Source organism: Zoogloea sp. (genome assembly GCF_023150065.1).
Classification (GTDB): domain Bacteria; phylum Pseudomonadota; class Gammaproteobacteria; order Burkholderiales; family Rhodocyclaceae; genus Zoogloea.
Genome location: NZ_JAKLLN010000007.1, coordinates 143410 through 159833, shown reverse-complemented (window position 1 = coordinate 159833; position 16424 = coordinate 143410). Strand labels below are relative to the sequence as shown.

The window sequence follows — 16424 nt, the reverse complement described above, 5'->3', positions numbered from 1 at the left end:
CCCATGGAAAGTCTTTACCTGCTGATCCCCCTTTCAGTCGTGCTGGTCTTCGTGATCGGGGTCGTATTCTGGTGGTCGGTGCGGAGCGGTCAGTTTGATGACCTCGAGGGGCCGGGCTACCGGGTCGTCGTCGATGACGATGCGCCGCCGGTGGTGAAGCCCGCAGCCAAGGACGGGGAGGATGCAGCACCGCGCTGACGGGGTGAAAATTCACCACGCTATCTGCAGGGTTTTTGACCCAAATCAAGACGCCCAGGCAGGGAGATGCGCATACTTCGCTTCAGGTTGAAGACGCAAACACGAGCAACAAAATGCGTTTTCCTGGTGCGATAGCGCCAAGACTGAAGTCTCTCTGTTGGGGTTGGGGGTGCGCGATGCGCACCCTTTTTTTTCGTCCTCGCCCCGCCCCCGGGGTCGTCACGCCAGCGCCTTCCAGCCCCTTTGATCGGGTTGCGTTGAGCCTCGTGCGTTGAAAAGCGCCGTTCTGCAGCGCCAACCTGCTAAAATTCCGCTCTTGAGTTTTTCGATCATCCTTTGTCTCACTGGAGTCTGCCTCATGGCCATTGAACGCACCCTGTCCATCATCAAACCCGACGCCGTCGCCAAGAACGTGATCGGCCAGATCTACGCCCGTTTCGAAAACGCCGGCCTCAAGATCATCGCCGCCAAGCTTGTGCACCTCTCCGAGCGCGAAGCCGGTGAGTTCTACGCCGTGCACAAGGAGCGCCCCTTCTTCAAGGATCTGGTCTCCTTCATGACTTCCGGCCCGGTGATGATTCAGGCTCTGGAAGGCGAGAACGCCATCGCCAAGAACCGTGAGCTGATGGGCGCCACCGACCCGAAGAAGGCCGACAAGGGCACCATTCGCGCCGACTTCGCCGAATCCATCGACGCCAACGCTGTGCATGGCTCCGATGCCCCCGAAACCGCTGCTGTGGAAGTTGCTTTCTTCTTCCCCGGCATGAACGTTTACAGCCGTTGATGATCTCTGGTTGCGGGATGAAAACCCTTCTTCCCGCTGCCAAGGATGGAACTACCCGTGGTCAATCTCCTCGATTTCGATGCCGAAGCCCTCACCGACTGGTTTGTCCAGCAGGGTGAGAAACCATTCCGTGCCAAGCAGGTGCTCCGTTGGGTGCACCGATTTGGCGCCACCGATTTCGATCAGATGACCGACGTGGCCAAGTCCCTGCGGGCCAAGCTCGCAGGGACGGCCTGCATCACGCCGCCGGTGCCGGTGCGTGACAGCGTCTCCACGGACGGCACGCGCAAGTGGCTGCTGGACGTGGGCAATGCCAATGCGGTTGAAACGGTGTTCATTCCCGAAACCAACCGCGGCACCCTGTGCATCTCCTCCCAGGCTGGTTGTGCCCTCGATTGCGCCTTCTGTTCGACCGGCAAGCAGGGTTTCAACCGAAACCTGAGTGCTGCCGAGATCATCGGCCAGCTGTGGCTGGCCAATCGCATGCTGGGCGCCAATGGCGACGGTGAGCGGGTCATCAGCAATGTGGTGATGATGGGCATGGGCGAGCCCCTTGCCAACTTTGACAACGTCGTGTCAGCCCTGAAGCTGATGCTCGACGACAACGCCTACGGTTTGTCCCGGCGGCGCGTCACCGTATCCACGTCAGGCATCGTGCCCGCCATGGATCGTCTGCGCGACGCCTGCCCCACGGCCCTCGCCGTGTCCCTGCACGCGTCCAATGACGCCCTGCGGGACAAGCTGGTGCCGATCAATCAGAAGTACCCCCTGCGCGAGCTGATGGCTGCCTGCCGGCGCTACCTCGAGAAGGCGCCGCGGGATTTCATCACCTTCGAATATGTGATGCTGGACGGCATCAACGATTCCGATGCCCATGCCCGGGAGCTGGTTGCCCTCGTGCGGGATGTACCCTGCAAGTTCAACCTCATCCCGTTCAATCCCTTCCCGGGCTCCGGCTTCGAGCGTTCGCCGGCACCGCGGATCAGGCGTTTCGCCGAGATCCTCATTGATGCAGGCATTGTGACCACCACCCGCAAGACCCGCGGTGACGACGTGGATGCGGCCTGCGGGCAGCTGGCCGGCCAGGTGCAGGACAAGACCCGTCGCACGACGCGCATCGTGCCGATCCAGGAGGCCTGAGCGTGAAACGCCTTGTGCTGCTTCTTTCTGCTCCGCTGTTGCTGTCTGCCTGTGCGGGGCCGCAGATTCCGGGCGGTGTGGCGCGTCTGGAGCGCCCTGTTTCCGAGCAGCCGGTGCAGAGCGACGGCAGGCGCAAGGCCAAGGTGCACGTGGAACTCGGTCAGGCGTATTTCCAGGCCGGTCGCTTTGGTGTGGCCCTTGACGAAGCCCGCGTCGCCGCCGCCTACGACTCCGGCTACGCCCCGGTCTATCAGCTGATGGGGCAGGTGCATATGTTCCTCGAGGAGAACGAGATTGCGGAGGCCAATTTTGCCCACGCCATGCGTCTTGCTCCGGGCGATCCGGAAGTGATGAATTCCTACGGCTGGTTTCTGTGCTCCGTCGGCAAGGAGCGGGCGGGGCTCGAACTCCTGACCACCGCCGCCCGCAACCCTTACTACCAGAGCCCGGCCCGGGCCCTGAACAATGCCGGGCTGTGTCAGCTGCGGCTGAAGAATGATCGGGCGGCCGAGGAGCAGTTCCTCCGTTCGCTCGAGACGGACGCGACCAATCTCCAGGCCATCTACCATCTGGCTGCCATTGCCTATCGACGCGGGGCGTACGAGGCATCGCGGCGTTATATTGCCGCCCTTCATGAGGGTGGGGAGCCTAGCGCCGAAAGTCTGTGGCTCGGCGTTCGCGTCGAGCGCCGCCTCGGTGACAGGGTGGCGGAAGCGGCCCTGGTGCAGCAGTTGCGCAGGCGCTTCCCTGCGTCTCCTGAATATCAAGCTTTCCAGCAAGGGTTGTATCAGTGACAGATTCTCAAGCTTTGACGTCTTCCCCGAATCCGGTCGAAGAATTTCGGGCCGGGGATGGCCTGCGCCGTACCCGTGAGGCTCAAGGGCTCAGCATTTCCGAAGTGGCACATGCCCTGAAGCTCAACCCGCGTCAGATCGAAGCTCTCGAAGCGGGGCGTTTCGACCTGCTGCCGGGCTTTGCCTTCACCCGTGGTTTCCTGCGCAACTACGCCCGCCTCCTCAAGATTGATCCGGCCCCCTTTCTGGCCCAGCTCGAGCCGCCGGAAGCCGATGCCGACGTGGAGCTGGCGCCCAGCTCCAACGCCCAGGGGGAGATGCCCGAGATTGGCCGCGGTCGTTTCCGTCGTTCCGTGATCCCCGGCATCCTCGCTGCCCTGGCGCTGCTCGGGGTGGTGGTGGCGGGCTGGTATTACGACACCCTGCGGTCGAAACCGACCGAAGAACTCGCCGCCAGCCTTCCTGCTCCCGTTGAAGCGGCGCCGCAGTCCGAGCCTGCTCCATCGGGGGAGACGGTCACTGCCGTGCCACTTGGTCCGGTCGTCGCAACCCCGGCTGAGGTGGCCGTGGCTCCGCAGGCAGCCCCGGCCGCGCCCGTTGTGGCCGCGCAAGCCGCAGCGGTTGCTGCGCCGGCTGCCGTTGAGGCAGCGAAGCCCGCCGATGGCGTAGACCGGCTGGTGTTCGATTTCAGCCAGGATGCCTGGGTCGAGATCAAGGACGCCGGCGGGAAGATCATTTTCTCCCGCCTCGGCAAGGCGGGTTCCCGGGAGCAGGTCGAAGCGCGTGCCCCGTTTTCACTGGTTGTCGGTAATGCCCGTTACGTGAAGCTCGAGCGTAACGGTACCCCGGTCAATCTGAGTGCTTCTACCAAGGTGACGGTTGCCCGTCTCAAGCTGGACTGAGGGCAGAAACCATGGATCTTCTTCTTTCCGGGCGGGCAGCCGTTCGTCGTATTACCCGTGATGTGCGGATTGGCCAGGTGGTGGTGGGGTCCGGCGGCCCGATTGTCGTGCAGTCCATGACCAACACCGACACGGCCGACGATTTCGCGACTTCGATGCAAGTGGCCCAGCTTGCCCGGGCGGGTTCGGAGCTGGTTCGCATCACCGTCAATAACGATGAAGCGGCAAAGGCCGTACCCAAAATCCGGGACAAGCTCCTGTCCATGAATCTGGATGTTCCGCTGGTAGGGGATTTTCACTACAACGGGCACAAGCTGCTGGCCGACAACCCGGCCTGTGCCGAAGCCCTTGCCAAGTTCCGCATCAATCCGGGTAACGTGGGGCAGGGCGCCAAGCGTGACACCCAGTTCGCCTCCATCGTCGAGATGGCTTGCCGCTTCGACAAGCCGGTGCGCATCGGTGTCAATTGGGGCAGCCTCGACCAGTCCGTGCTGGCGCGGATCATGGACGAGAACGCCCGCCGGGCGATTCCCCGGGACGCCGGTGCCGTCATGCGTGAAGCGCTGGTCACTTCGGCCCTCGAGTCGGCAGCGAAGGCGGAGGAGTACGGGCTGGGGGGTGACAAGATCATCCTGTCGGCCAAGGTCAGCAGCGTGCAGGACCTGATCGCCGTCTATCGAGATCTGGCGGCGAAGTGCGACTACCCGTTGCACCTGGGGCTGACCGAGGCTGGCATGGGCTCAAAGGGCATCGTCGGCTCCACTGCGGCACTTGCCGTGCTGCTGCAGGAGGGCATCGGCGACACCATCCGCGTGTCCCTGACGCCGGAACCCAACGGAAGCCGCAGCCAGGAGGTCATCGTTGCCCAGGAGATCCTCCAGACCATGGGTCTGCGGGCGTTTACGCCCATGGTCACGGCCTGCCCGGGCTGCGGTCGCACCACCAGCACCCTGTTCCAGGAACTGGCTTCCGATGTGCAGAGCTATGTTCGCGACAACATGCCGATCTGGCGTGAGCAGTTCGATGGTGTCGAGAACATGACCCTTGCCGTGATGGGCTGCATCGTGAACGGCCCGGGCGAGAGCAAGCATGCCAACATTGGCATTTCCCTGCCGGGCACCGGTGAGTCGCCGGCCGCACCGGTCTTCGAGGATGGGGTGAAGACCCTGACCCTGCGTGGCGACAACATCGCCAGTGAATTCAAGACCATCATTGAAAGGTATGTAGCACGTACCTATAGCCGCAAGGGCGCTCCGGCCTGAGTGGCCGGGTGTCCCCCACGAAGAACACAATAAATCATGAGCAAAGTCCTCCAGGCCGTGCGCGGGATGAACGACATCCTGCCCGACGACGCCGAAGTGTGGGAGCAGTTCGAGGACATCGTCCGCAACTGGCTGCACAGCTACGGTTACCGCCCCATCCGCATGCCCATCGTCGAGCCGACACCGCTGTTCAAGCGTGCCATCGGTGAGGTGACCGACATCGTCGAGAAGGAGATGTATTCCTTCGAGGACGCCCTCAACGGCGAGCACCTGACCCTGCGCCCCGAGGGCACCGCGTCCTGCGTGCGGGCCGCCATCCAGCACAATCTGCTTTTCGGCAACCCTCGCCGGCTGTACTACCACGGCCCCATGTTCCGCCACGAGCGTCCGCAGAAAGGGCGCTATCGCCAGTTCCATCAGGTGGGCGTGGAGGCCCTGGGGTATGACGGCCCGGATATCGATGCCGAGCACATCCTGATGTGTGCCCGCCTGTGGGACGATCTGGGCCTCGATGACGTGCGCCTGGAGATCAACTCCCTGGGCAGCAGCGAAGAGCGTGCGGCGCACCGGGCAGCACTGATCACCTATCTCGAGCAGCACAAGGATCGTCTCGACGAGGATGGTCAGCGCCGTCTGTATTCGAACCCCCTGCGTATCCTGGATACCAAGAACCCGGATCTGCAGGGCATTGTTGAAGCGGCGCCGCGACTTGCGGATTTTCTGGGCGAGGAGTCCCTGAAGCACTTTGAAGGGGTGCAGACCCTGCTCAAGGATGCCGGGCTGCCGTACCGGATCAATCATCGCCTGGTACGAGGCCTCGACTACTACAACCGCACGGTCTTCGAGTGGGTTACGACCCGCCTGGGTGCCCAGGGCACGATCTGCGCCGGTGGCCGCTACGATGGACTGGTGGCCCAGCTTGGCGGCAAGCCTGCGCCGGCAGCCGGCTTTGCCATGGGCGTGGAGCGGCTGCTTGCCCTGTGGCAGGAATGCGGTGGCGAGGCTGAGCGCGTTGTACCGGATGTCTACGTGGTCCACGCGGGTGAGGCTGCCCAGCGGGCGGCCTTCCGTGTGGCAGAAGCCTTGCGCGGTACCGGTTTTGCCGTGACCCTGCACTGCGGTGGTGGCGGTTTCAAGTCCCAGATGAAGCGGGCTGATGCCTCCGGTGCGCCCTTTGCCGTGGTCATCGGCGACGATGAGGCGGCAGCCGGAGAGGTCAGCCTCAAGCCCCTGCGTGACGGCAGCGAACAGATTCGCGTCCCGATGGACGCCCTCCCCGAAACCCTGGCGGATCGCCTACTCGAATCGGAAGAAGACGATGGCAGCATTTGACCTCGAAGAACAGGAACAGATTTCCCAGATCAAGGGTTGGTGGGAAAGCTATGGCAGTGCAGTGACTGTGGTTGCGGTGGTGGCTGCCCTGGCTTCTGTCGGCTGGCAGGGATGGAACTGGCACAAGGGCAAGCAGGGCGCCGAGGCGTCGGCCCTCTATGCCGCGGTGCAGGAGGCCGCCGGCGAACGCAATGCCCAGAAGGCGCGGGAAGCCGCCGGAGCCATCATCGAGAAGTACAGCGGCACGCCCTACGCCGATCTCGCGGCCCTGCTGTCTGCAAAGGTGCAGACGGAGGCCGGTGATCTGAAGAATGCCCGCGTGCCCCTCGCCTGGGCGGCGGAGAAGGCCAATGATCCAGCCCTGCGCAGCTTGGCGCGCCTGCGTCTGGCCACTGTGCTGCTGGATGAGAAGGCCTATGACGAGGCGCTCGCACAGCTTCAGGCTCCCGCCGATGCCGATCTGGCAGCCCGCTTCGCCGATCTGAAGGGGGACATCTTGGTGGCCCAGGGCAAGCCGGCGGAAGCGCGGGCTGCCTATCAAGCCGCCGTCGATGCGTTGAGTGCCGCCGTGAAGCAGGAGGCGTCGGCCCTGCGTGAAATCGCCCAGGCCAAGCTGGATGCTGTCGGGGGTGCCCAATGAGGACGCGCCGTCTGGCCTTGGTCGTGGCGGGAGCCCTGACGCTCGGGGCCTGCTCGTCCCTGAATCCGTTCGCCTCGTCGAATTCCAAGATCCCGGCGCTCAAGCCGCTCACCAGTTCGCTGAATGCGACAGAAACCTGGAAGGGGCGTGTCGGTGGAGCAGGGCGCTTCGTGTTCCAGCCCGCTGTCTCCGGGGATTCGGTTTTTGCCGCAGCGGCGGACGGCACTGTCGTCCGTCTTCAGGCCGGGCGTAGCGTCTGGAAGACCTCCGTCGATACGCCGATCTCAGGCGGCGTCGGCAGCAATGCCCAGCTCGTGGTGGTGGGGTCGCCCAAGGGTGAGGTCATTGCCCTGGATGCGGAGTCGGGCAAGATCAAATGGCGTGTGCGGGTCAATGCGGAGATTCTCGCCGCCCCCGTGCTGTCGGATGGCATGGTGGTCGTGCGCAGTGCCGACAGCCGCCTTTTTGGTCTTGATCCGGCCGACGGCAAGCAGCGCTGGGTCTATCAGCGCGCCTTGCCGGCCCTTTCCCTGCGCAATGCGGCCGGGGTGGTGCTCGAAGGCAACGCGGTCTTTGCCGGCTTTCCCGGCGGAAAGCTGGTGGCCGTCAGTGCCGTCAATGGCAGCCTGATGTGGGAAGGCGCGGTTGCCGTTCCACGCGGTGCCACCGAGCTCGAGCGGATCGCCGACATCACCAGTCTTCCGGTGCTGGGTACCCGTGCGGCTTGTGCCGTGGCCTACCAGGGGCGGATCGCCTGCTTTGATCTGGCCAATGGTTCCACCTTGTGGACGCGGGACATGTCCAGTTCCAGGGGGCTCGATCAGGATGGCCGCCAGGTCTTCGTCACCGACGAAAAGGGGGCGGTGCATGCCCTCGACCTGTCCACCGGTGCGAGCGCCTGGAAGCAGGATCAGCTGGCCGGTCGTGGTGTGGGACGTCCTCGGGTTGTCGGCGACTACGTCGTCGTGGGTGACGTCGAGGGCTATGTGCATATCCTTCGCAAGGATGATGGTGGCCTCGTCGGGCGGCAGCGCACGGATTCCAGCCCGATCCTTGCAGATATCCAGCGTACTGGCGGCGGAATCGTCGTGCAGACGCAGGACGGAAGTGTTTACGCCCTTGGCGTTCAATAACGGAGTCGCCGACGCGTGAAACCCACCCTGGTCCTGGTTGGACGCCCCAATGTGGGCAAATCGACCCTCTTCAATCGCCTCACCAAGACGCGTGATGCCCTGGTTGCCGATTTTCCCGGTCTGACCCGGGATCGTCGCTACGGCATGGGGCGGGCGCTCGAACGGGAATTCCTGGTGGTCGATACGGCGGGTTTCGACCCTGTCGCGAAGGATGGCATCGTTCATGAAATGGCCAAGCAGGCGGAGCAGGCCATTGCCGAAGCCGATGCGCTGGTCTTCATGGTCGATGCCCGTTCCGGGCTGACCCCCCACGACGAGCAGATCGCCAGCCGTCTGCGCCGTGCCGGTCGCCCAACCTTTCTGGTGGTGAACAAGGCCGAAGGCATGAACCGGGCGATGGTGTCGGCCGAGTTCCATGCCCTGGGGATTGGTGATCCGCTGTGCATTTCCTCTGCCCACGGTGACAACGTCAATTCCCTGATGGAATTGATCCTGGAGTCCTTCCCGGAGGATGAGGATGACGATATCCCCGATGAGAAAGGCCCTCGCGTGGCCATCGTCGGACGACCGAATGTGGGTAAGTCGACCCTCGTCAATACCCTGATCGGCGAGGAGCGGGTCATCGCCTTCGACATGCCCGGAACCACGCGGGACGCCATCGAGGTGCCCTTCGAGCGCAACGGCAGGCATTACACCCTCATCGATACCGCCGGCCTGCGCAAGCGCGGCAAGGTTTTCGAGGCGGTCGAAAAATTCTCGGTCATCAAGACCCTGCAGGCGGTCGAGCAGTGCAATGTCGTTGTCCTGGTTCTTGATGCCAGCCAGGAGATCTCCGATCAGGACGCCCACATCGGGGGCTTTGCGGTGGAAGCCGGCCGGGCGCTGGTCGTCGCCGTGAACAAATGGGACAGCGTGGACGACTATCGTCGTGAGCGCATCAAGGAAGATATTGCCCGCAAGCTGCCCTTCCTGGGTTTTGCACGCTTTCTTTACGTCTCGGCCTTGAAGGGTCAGGGCATTGTCCCCATGTTGAAGGCTGTGGACGGCGCCTATGAGGCGGCGATGACCAAGCTTTCTACGCCCAAGCTGACCCGTCTGCTTCTCGATACGATCGCCCGCCAGCAGCCACCGCGGCACGGCGGCTTCCGCCCCAAGATGCGCTATGCCCACCAGGGTGGGATGAACCCGCCGGTGATTGTCGTTCACGGCAGTGCGCTCGATCATGTGCCGCCGTCATATGTCCGGTTCCTGGAGCGGAGCTTCCAGGAGGCGTTCAAATTGCAGGGCACGCCATTGCGGATACAATTCAAGTCGTCCCACAATCCTTACGCCAACAAGGATTGAAGAACCGTTTTCCACACCATCGAGCGGCTTGCTGCCATTTTGTGGCAGTGCAGCAAAAGGCTCTATAATTATTCCAAACTAAAACCATAGAGGTTCTACCATGAGCAACAAGGGGCAACTCTTACAAGATCCGTTCCTCAACGCGTTGCGGCGCGAGCACGTGCCGGTTTCCATTTACCTCGTGAACGGCATCAAGTTGCAAGGTCAGGTCGAATCCTTCGACCAGTACGTTGTTCTGCTGAAGAACACGGTGACCCAAATGGTTTACAAGCACGCCATTTCGACCGTCGTCCCCGCTCGGCCGGTCAATATCCAGCAGGAACAGAACGAGGCAGCAAGCTGAGTCCCCTCCAAGGGCCGCTTGCCGGCTTCAGATCAAGGGGGCTGACGCGTGTTTGAGCGTCCCTCCGCGGGGAACCGCGCCGTTCTGGTGCAGGTCGATTTCGGGCAGGGTGGCATCGACGAGCGCCTTGCCGAAGTCGGCCTCCTGGCCAGCAGCGCGGGGGCCAGCGTGGTGGGTGTCGTCCAGGGCCGCCGCCAGGCGCCCGATCCGGCCCTTTACGTCGGTAAAGGCAAGGCCGAGGAGATTGGCCAGGTCGCCCAGATGAATGACGCGGACCTGGTCATCTTCAATCACGACATCACCGCCGCCCAGCAGCGCAATCTTGAACGCAAGCTCAATTGCCGGGTGGTGGACAGATCAGCCCTGATTCTCGACATCTTCGCCCTTCGGGCCAAGAGCCACGAGGGCAAGCTGCAGGTCGAGCTGGCCCAGCTGCAACACCTTTCCACCCGTCTGGTGAGAGGCTGGACCCACCTGGAGCGGCAAAAGGGGGGTATCGGCCTGCGCGGGCCGGGCGAGAAGCAGCTCGAGACTGACCGCCGGCTTTTGGGCGAGCGCGTCAAGATGCTGAAGGCCCGCCTCACCGTGCTCGAGCGTCAGCGCGCCGTGCGCAGGCGTTCCCGGGAGCGGCGGGACGTGCTCAGTGTGTCCCTGGTGGGATATACCAATGCGGGCAAATCGACGCTCTTCAATGCCTTGACCAAGGCCGGCGCCTACGCGGCCGATCAGCTGTTCGCCACGCTGGATACGACTTCCCGCCGTCTTTTTCTCGGTGAGGCCGGGAACATCGTCCTCTCCGATACGGTCGGATTCATTCGAGATCTGCCTCACTCCCTGGTCGCAGCCTTTCATGCGACGCTTGAGGAGACGGTGTCAGCCGATTTATTGCTGCATGTCGTCGACTCATCCAGTGACGACAGGGAAGGGCAGATTGCGGCTGTCAATGGCGTGCTCGAAGAGATCGGGGCCGGAATGCTCCCCCAGATTCAGGTCTGGAACAAGATCGATGCGAGCATGGCCAGTGCGGAAGTGCAGCAGGACGCTTGTGGTAACATCTCGCGCGTTTTGCTCAGCGCCAGGTCGGGCGAAGGGCTCGTATTGCTGCGTCAGGTCCTTGCTGATGTGGCGCTGAAACACAAGGCTTCGCTGGCAGCCATCTCGGAATCCCGGGACGAGTCATACTGACCCGTTCCAGTTACCCCACTTCCCGGAGCGGATACTTACCGTGATCTCAGGCATTCTCATGTCCCTCAATGATCCCAAATGGGGCAACCGTGGTGGCGGCGACAATCGCGGCGGCGGAGACAATCAGGGGCCCCCTGACCTAGAAGAGTTGTGGCGCGATTTCAATCGTCGCCTGTCAGGCATGTTCGGCCGCGAGCCCGGGCGCAGCGGTGGTTCGGGCGGAGGTGACGGTGGCAACCGTCTGCCCGAGTTCAATTTTCGCCAGTTTGGCGGCGGGATCGGGTTGATTGCAGCCTTTGGTGCCGTGGTCTGGCTGGCCAGTGGCTTCTACATCGTGGACGCAAGCCAGCGGGGTATCGTCCTGCAGTTCGGCCGTTTCCAGGAGGCGACCGAGCCGGGCCTGCGCTGGCGCCTGCCTTATCCCTTCCAGACCCACGAGCTGGTGAATCTGACCGGTGTGCGGACGGTGGAGATCGGTTATCGGGGCTCCGAGCGCAACAAGGTGCTCAAGGAAGCCCTGATGCTCACCGACGACGAGAACATTGTGAACATCCAGTTTGCGGTGCAGTACATCCTCAAGGATCCGCAGCATTACCTGTTCAACAACCGCGGTGCCGACGATTCTGTGATCCAGGCGGCGGAAACTGCCGTGCGCGAGATCGTGGGCAAGAGCAAGATGGACTTCGTTCTGTACGAAGGGCGCGAGCAGGTGGCTGCAAATGCCCAGAAGTTGACCCAGGAGATTCTTGATCGCTACGCGACGGGTATCCAGGTGAGCAAGGTGACGATGCAGAACGCCCAGCCTCCCGAGCAGGTCCAGGCGGCGTTCGATGATGCCGTGAAGGCCGGTCAGGATCGTGAACGCCAGAAGAACGAAGGCCAGGCTTACGCGAACGATGTCATTCCCCGCGCCAGGGGTGCGGCCTCGCGTCTGCTCGAGGAAGCCGATGCCTACAAGGGCAGGGTGGTGGCGCAGGCCGAGGGTGATGCGTCGCGCTTCAAGCAGATCCTGACGGAATACGCCAAGGCGCCGGAAGTGACCCGGCAGCGCATGTATATCGACACCATGCAGCAGGTTTTGTCCAGTACCTCGAAGATCATGGTAGATGCGAAGGGCAGTGGCAACCTGCTCTATCTCCCCCTCGACAAGCTGATGCAGGCCACGGCGGCTGCAGGTACCGCAGTGGCGGCCGATCCGGCCCAGACGGCCCGCCCGGCCACTGCGCCGGTGGTCGAGAGCACCATTACACCGCCGCGTGCGGATGCCCTGTCGGGTGAGGCCAGAACCCGGGAAGCCACACGCAATCGCGATCGGGGAGAACGTTGATGAGAGAGCGCCTGTCACTTTTTGTCGGCGTCGGGCTGTTCGTTGTCGCCGTGCTGTCCATGTCCCTGTTTACCGTGGATCAGCGTCAACATGCCCTGGTCTTCCAGTTGGGTGAGGTCAAGGAGCAGATCAGTGAGCCCGGTCTGCACATGAAGATCCCGCTGATCCAGAATGTGCGCTATTTCGACAGCCGCATCCTCACCCTCGATACGACGGAGCCCGAGCGCTTCATCACGTCCGAGAAGAAGAACGTGCTGGTGGATCTCTTCGTCAAATGGCGCATCGTCGATCCGAAGCTCTATTACATCTCCGTCGGTGGTGATGAGGCCCGGGCGAGGACGCGTCTCGAACAGACGGTGAATGCCGGTCTGCGTGAAGAGTTCGGCAAGCGGACCGTGCATGATGTTGTGTCCGGTGAGCGGAACAAGATCATGGACGACATGCGTGTGAAGGCCGATCTGGACTCCCGCAAGATCGGTGTCCAGATTGTCGATGTACGCCTCAAGCGGGTGGATCTGCCGGCGGAGGTCTCCGAGTCGGTGTATCGCCGCATGGAGGCCGAGCGCAAGCGGGTGGCCAACGAGTTGCGCTCCGAAGGGGGCGCAGAGGCCGAGAAGATCAAGGCAGATGCCGACAAGCAGCGCGAAGTGATCATTGCCGAGGCTTACCGGACTGCCCAGATGGTCAAGGGTGAAGGGGATGCCAAGGCCTCGGCCATCTATGCCCAGGCCTTTGGTCAAAGCCCCGAGTTCTACGCGTTCTACCGCAGTCTTGAGGCCTACCGCAGCAGCTTCAAGAGCAAGTCTGACGTGATGGTCGTCGAGCCGAACTCCGAGTTCTTCAAGTACCTGAAAGGCTCCGGCAGTCGCTCCGGTGGTTCTGATTCGGGCAAGAGCGGGAAGTAATGGGGCGTACCCTGATCATCGCTTTTGCACTGATGCTGGTGCTGGAAGGCATTATTCCTTTTGTTGCTCCCGCCACGTGGCGGGAGACTTTTGCCCGCCTTATCCGTCTGGCGGACGGGCAAATCCGTTTTGTCGGTCTGGGTTCGATGGTTCTCGGCCTCGCCATTCTGATTGTCTTTTCCTGAGGCGCTCTACCCATGTTGCGTTGGGTTCTACCCGAATATATCCAGGACGCCCTGCCCGCAGAGGCTGCCAAGCTGGAAGATCTGCGTCGCCGGCTGCTCGATGCCTTTCGTTTGAACGGCTATCAGCTGGTCGCGCCCCCGCTGCTTGAATATCTCGAGTCCTTGCTGACGGGGGCCGGCCAGGATCTTCAGCTGAAGACCCTCAAGCTCGTGGATCAGCTGTCGGGCCGTACCATGGGGGTGCGGGCTGACATCACAACCCAGGTTGCCCGCATCGACGCCCATCTGCTCAACCGCAAGGGCGTGACCCGCCTGTGCTACTGCGGCACCGTTGCCCATGCCGTTCCGTCGTCGCTGACGGCGACCCGTGAGCCGCTCCAGTTGGGGGCCGAGCTGTATGGCCACGCCGGGCTTGAAGCCGACGCGGAGGTTATTCGCCTGCTGGCCGATACGCTGAGCATCGCCGGAGTCGGTACGTCCCGGATCGATCTCGGCCACGTGGGGCTGTTCAGGGCCTTGTCCCGCAAGGCGGGCCTGGCTGCTGATCGCGAGGAAGCGCTGTTCGACTGCCTGCAGGCAAAGGACATCCCCGGCCTGCATGAGTTGCTGGGCGACGTGGCCGCCGATGTGCGCACCGGGCTATTGGCCTTGCCCACGCTTTATGGCGCCGCCGACGTACTGGGCAAGGCGCGTGCCCTGCTACCGGACGATGAAGAGATCCGTGCCGCTCTCGATGACCTGGAGCAGTTGGCCACACGTCTGGCTGACCTGCCCATCAGCTTCGATCTGGCGGATCTGCGTGGCTACCATTACCACAGCGGCGTGGTGTTCGCGGCCTACGGAGGCCGTTCTCCCGTGGCACTGGCGCTCGGGGGGCGTTACGACAGCGTTGGTCGTGCCTTTGGTCGCGGCCGTCCGGCCACCGGGTTCAGCCTCGATCTGAGGGAGCTGGCGGCGCAGGTGGCCGATCCGTCGTTGCCCGGTGCCGTCCTGGCATCCGGTGCGGGGCAGGCAGGTTTTGACGAGGCGGTAGCCCGCCTGCGTCAAGCAGGAGAGAATGTAGTCGTTGAATTGCCCGGCCATGATGGCACGTGGCGTGAGGCCGGTTGTGACCGGCGTCTAATTCTGCGGGGCGGTGCCTGGCAGGTTGAACCGCTTCAGGGAGAGTAGGAAAAATGGCAAAGAACGTAGTGGTGGTCGGTACCCAGTGGGGCGACGAAGGCAAGGGCAAGATCGTCGACTGGTTGACCGATCAGGCTCAAGGGGTGGTGCGTTTTCAGGGGGGCCACAATGCGGGTCATACCCTCGTGGTCGGCACCACCGAGTACAAGTTGAATCTCGTGCCTTCCGGCATCGTCCGGGAGGGGGTGCAGTGTTACATCGGCAACGGCGTGGTGCTGGACATCCATCATCTGCTGGAGGAAGTCCGCGGGCTGGAGGCTGGTGGCATCAAGGTTCGCGAGCGCCTGCGGATCAGCCCGGGCTGTCCGGTCATCCTTGGCTACCATTCAGCACTTGATCGTGCGCGGGAAGCCAAGAAGAGCGCCGGTGAGAAGATCGGTACAACCGGCAAGGGCATTGGCCCGACCTACGAAGACAAGGTGTCCCGTCGTGCCCTGCGGGTCTACGATCTGTTCGATCCGAAGCGTTTTGCCGAAAAGCTGGCCGAAGTGCTCGACTATCACAACTTCGTGCTCACCCAGTATCTGGGGGCCGAGCCCGTCGAGTTTCAGGCTGTGTTCGATCAGGCGATGGCCGATGCGGAAGAGATCCGGCCGATGGTGACTGACGTGTCCGCAGATCTGTACGCCATCAACAAGGCGGGCGGAAATCTGCTGTTCGAAGGTGCCCAGGGCACCCTGCTGGACATCGATCATGGTACCTATCCCTTCGTCACCTCGAGCAACTGTGTGGCCGGTCAGGCTGCGGCAGGCTCCGGCGTCGGCCCGGGCCGGCTGCACTATGTGCTGGGTATCACCAAGGCTTACTGTACCCGCGTCGGTGGCGGTCCTTTCCCCACCGAGCTGGATTTTGAGACCCCGGACACGCCGGGTTACCAGATGTCCACCGTCGGCCGGGAGTTCGGCACCGTTACCGGTCGCAAGCGCCGCTGCGGGTGGCTCGATCTGGCTGCGCTGAAGCGCTCGATCATCATCAACGGGGTGTCCGGCCTGTGCATCACCAAGCTGGACGTTCTCGATGGCCTTACCGAGCTCAAGCTGTGCACGGGCTACATGCTCGATGGCAAGCGTATCGATCTGCTGCCGATGGGAGCCGAAGAGGTGGTGCGTTGTGAGCCCATCCTCGAGACCATGCCTGGCTGGAGCGGGACTACCTTTGGTGCGCGCACCTGGGATGCGCTGCCGCCGGAAGCCCGGGCCTATCTGCATCGGATCGAGGAGATCTGCGAGATCTCCATTGATGTGGTGTCCACCGGGCCGGAGCGTGACGAAACCATTCTGAAGCGCCATCCTTTCGGCGCCTGAGTCTAGTTTCTGTCGAAGCCCCGGGTGCAGGCGGACATCACGCCGGCATCCGGGGCTTTGTGCTTTTCTACGACAGAACTGCCGAAGGGGCGAAGCAGAGGGATTGCCGCTGACGTGGAACAAGCGGCAGGAAAAACAAAAAGGCCGGTCAAATGACCGGCCTTTCCGATGTGTCTTGGTGCCCAGAAGAGGACTCGAACCTCCACGCCTCGCGGCACTAGTACCTGAAACTAGCGCGTCTACCAATTTCGCCATCTGGGCAACGAAGGCGCCATTATAGATGCTATTCGCTAGATGGCAAGAGATATTTTAAGAAGATGGTTTTGAGGCCAGAATTGCCGGGAGCTGAAAAACAAAATGGCCGGTCGTGAGTGACCGGCCATTCTGATGTGTCTTGGTGCCCAGAAGAGGACTCGAACCTCCACGCCTCGCGGCACTAGTACCTGAAACTAGCGCGTCTACCA

At 62.6% G+C, this 16424-nt stretch carries 17 protein-coding genes and 1 tRNA gene; 17 read left to right on the top strand and 1 reads right to left on the bottom strand.

What is annotated here, in order from left to right; all coding sequences use genetic code 11:
• Positions 1–3: 3 nt before the first annotated feature.
• From ccoS to L6Q67_RS10820, 17 genes are all read left to right on the top strand, one after another.
• Positions 4–198 carry a cbb3-type cytochrome oxidase assembly protein CcoS gene (ccoS, locus tag L6Q67_RS10900; protein ID WP_296569088.1) on the top strand — a complete coding sequence of 65 codons (195 nt, stop codon included), beginning with the start codon at positions 4–6 and terminating at the stop codon, positions 196–198.
• Positions 199–556: 358 nt separating this feature from the next.
• Positions 557–982: a nucleoside-diphosphate kinase gene (gene ndk, locus L6Q67_RS10895; protein WP_296569085.1), complete on the top strand. Its 426-nt coding sequence runs from the start codon at positions 557–559 to the stop codon at positions 980–982.
• 45 nt (positions 983–1027) lie between these two features.
• Positions 1028–2122 (top strand): 23S rRNA (adenine(2503)-C(2))-methyltransferase RlmN, encoded by a 1095-nt coding sequence (gene rlmN, locus L6Q67_RS10890; protein ID WP_296569083.1) that lies wholly within the window; start codon positions 1028–1030, stop codon positions 2120–2122.
• A gap of 2 nt (positions 2123–2124) precedes the next feature.
• Positions 2125–2916 (top strand): type IV pilus biogenesis/stability protein PilW, encoded by a 792-nt coding sequence (gene pilW / locus L6Q67_RS10885; RefSeq protein ID WP_296569080.1) that lies wholly within the window; start codon positions 2125–2127, stop codon positions 2914–2916.
• On the top strand, positions 2913–3818 hold the full coding sequence (locus L6Q67_RS10880; RefSeq protein WP_296569077.1) for a RodZ domain-containing protein: 906 nt from the start codon (positions 2913–2915) through the stop codon (positions 3816–3818). Before pilW ends, L6Q67_RS10880 begins: the two co-directional genes overlap by 4 nt.
• 11 nt (positions 3819–3829) lie before the next feature.
• The gene (gene ispG, locus L6Q67_RS10875; protein WP_296569074.1) at positions 3830–5080 is read left to right on the top strand and encodes a flavodoxin-dependent (E)-4-hydroxy-3-methylbut-2-enyl-diphosphate synthase; all 1251 of its coding nucleotides are present in this window, start codon (positions 3830–3832) and stop codon (positions 5078–5080) included.
• Between the two features lie 36 nt (positions 5081–5116).
• Complete coding sequence (gene hisS / locus L6Q67_RS10870; protein ID WP_296569071.1) at positions 5117–6412, top strand: histidine--tRNA ligase; 1296 nt, start codon at positions 5117–5119, stop codon at positions 6410–6412.
• Positions 6399–7052, top strand: coding sequence for a tetratricopeptide repeat protein (locus L6Q67_RS10865; protein ID WP_296569069.1), 654 nt, complete (start codon positions 6399–6401; stop codon positions 7050–7052). The genes hisS and L6Q67_RS10865 overlap by 14 nt, the downstream gene beginning before the upstream one ends.
• Complete coding sequence (gene bamB, locus L6Q67_RS10860) at positions 7049–8185, top strand: outer membrane protein assembly factor BamB (protein WP_296569067.1); 1137 nt, start codon at positions 7049–7051, stop codon at positions 8183–8185. Before L6Q67_RS10865 ends, bamB begins: the two co-directional genes overlap by 4 nt.
• 15 nt (positions 8186–8200) lie before the next feature.
• Complete coding sequence (der, locus tag L6Q67_RS10855) at positions 8201–9529, top strand: ribosome biogenesis GTPase Der (RefSeq protein ID WP_296569063.1); 1329 nt, start codon at positions 8201–8203, stop codon at positions 9527–9529.
• A gap of 100 nt (positions 9530–9629) precedes the next feature.
• Positions 9630–9872, top strand: coding sequence for an RNA chaperone Hfq (hfq, locus tag L6Q67_RS10850; RefSeq protein ID WP_079434940.1), 243 nt, complete (start codon positions 9630–9632; stop codon positions 9870–9872).
• A 48-nt stretch (positions 9873–9920) separates the two neighbouring features.
• Positions 9921–11057: a GTPase HflX gene (gene hflX, locus L6Q67_RS10845; RefSeq protein WP_296569060.1), complete on the top strand. Its 1137-nt coding sequence runs from the start codon at positions 9921–9923 to the stop codon at positions 11055–11057.
• A 58-nt stretch (positions 11058–11115) separates the two neighbouring features.
• Positions 11116–12384 carry an FtsH protease activity modulator HflK gene (gene hflK, locus L6Q67_RS10840; protein ID WP_296569248.1) on the top strand — a complete coding sequence of 423 codons (1269 nt, stop codon included), beginning with the start codon at positions 11116–11118 and terminating at the stop codon, positions 12382–12384.
• Positions 12384–13289, top strand: a complete 906-nt coding sequence (hflC, locus tag L6Q67_RS10835; RefSeq protein ID WP_296569057.1) for a protease modulator HflC — start codon at positions 12384–12386, stop codon at positions 13287–13289. The genes hflK and hflC overlap by 1 nt, the downstream gene beginning before the upstream one ends.
• A complete protein-coding gene (locus L6Q67_RS10830; protein WP_296569054.1) occupies positions 13289–13474 on the top strand; it encodes a DUF2065 domain-containing protein in 186 nt (61 codons plus the stop codon). Before hflC ends, L6Q67_RS10830 begins: the two co-directional genes overlap by 1 nt.
• A 12-nt stretch (positions 13475–13486) precedes the next feature.
• Positions 13487–14644: an ATP phosphoribosyltransferase regulatory subunit gene (locus L6Q67_RS10825; protein WP_367171637.1), complete on the top strand. Its 1158-nt coding sequence runs from the start codon at positions 13487–13489 to the stop codon at positions 14642–14644.
• A gap of 5 nt (positions 14645–14649) precedes the next feature.
• Positions 14650–15960, top strand: coding sequence for an adenylosuccinate synthase (locus L6Q67_RS10820; RefSeq protein WP_296569052.1), 1311 nt, complete (start codon positions 14650–14652; stop codon positions 15958–15960).
• 176 nt (positions 15961–16136) lie between these two features.
• Here L6Q67_RS10820 and L6Q67_RS10815 read toward each other — a convergent pair.
• Positions 16137–16221 (bottom strand) — tRNA-Leu (locus L6Q67_RS10815).
• Positions 16222–16424 lie beyond the last annotated feature (203 nt).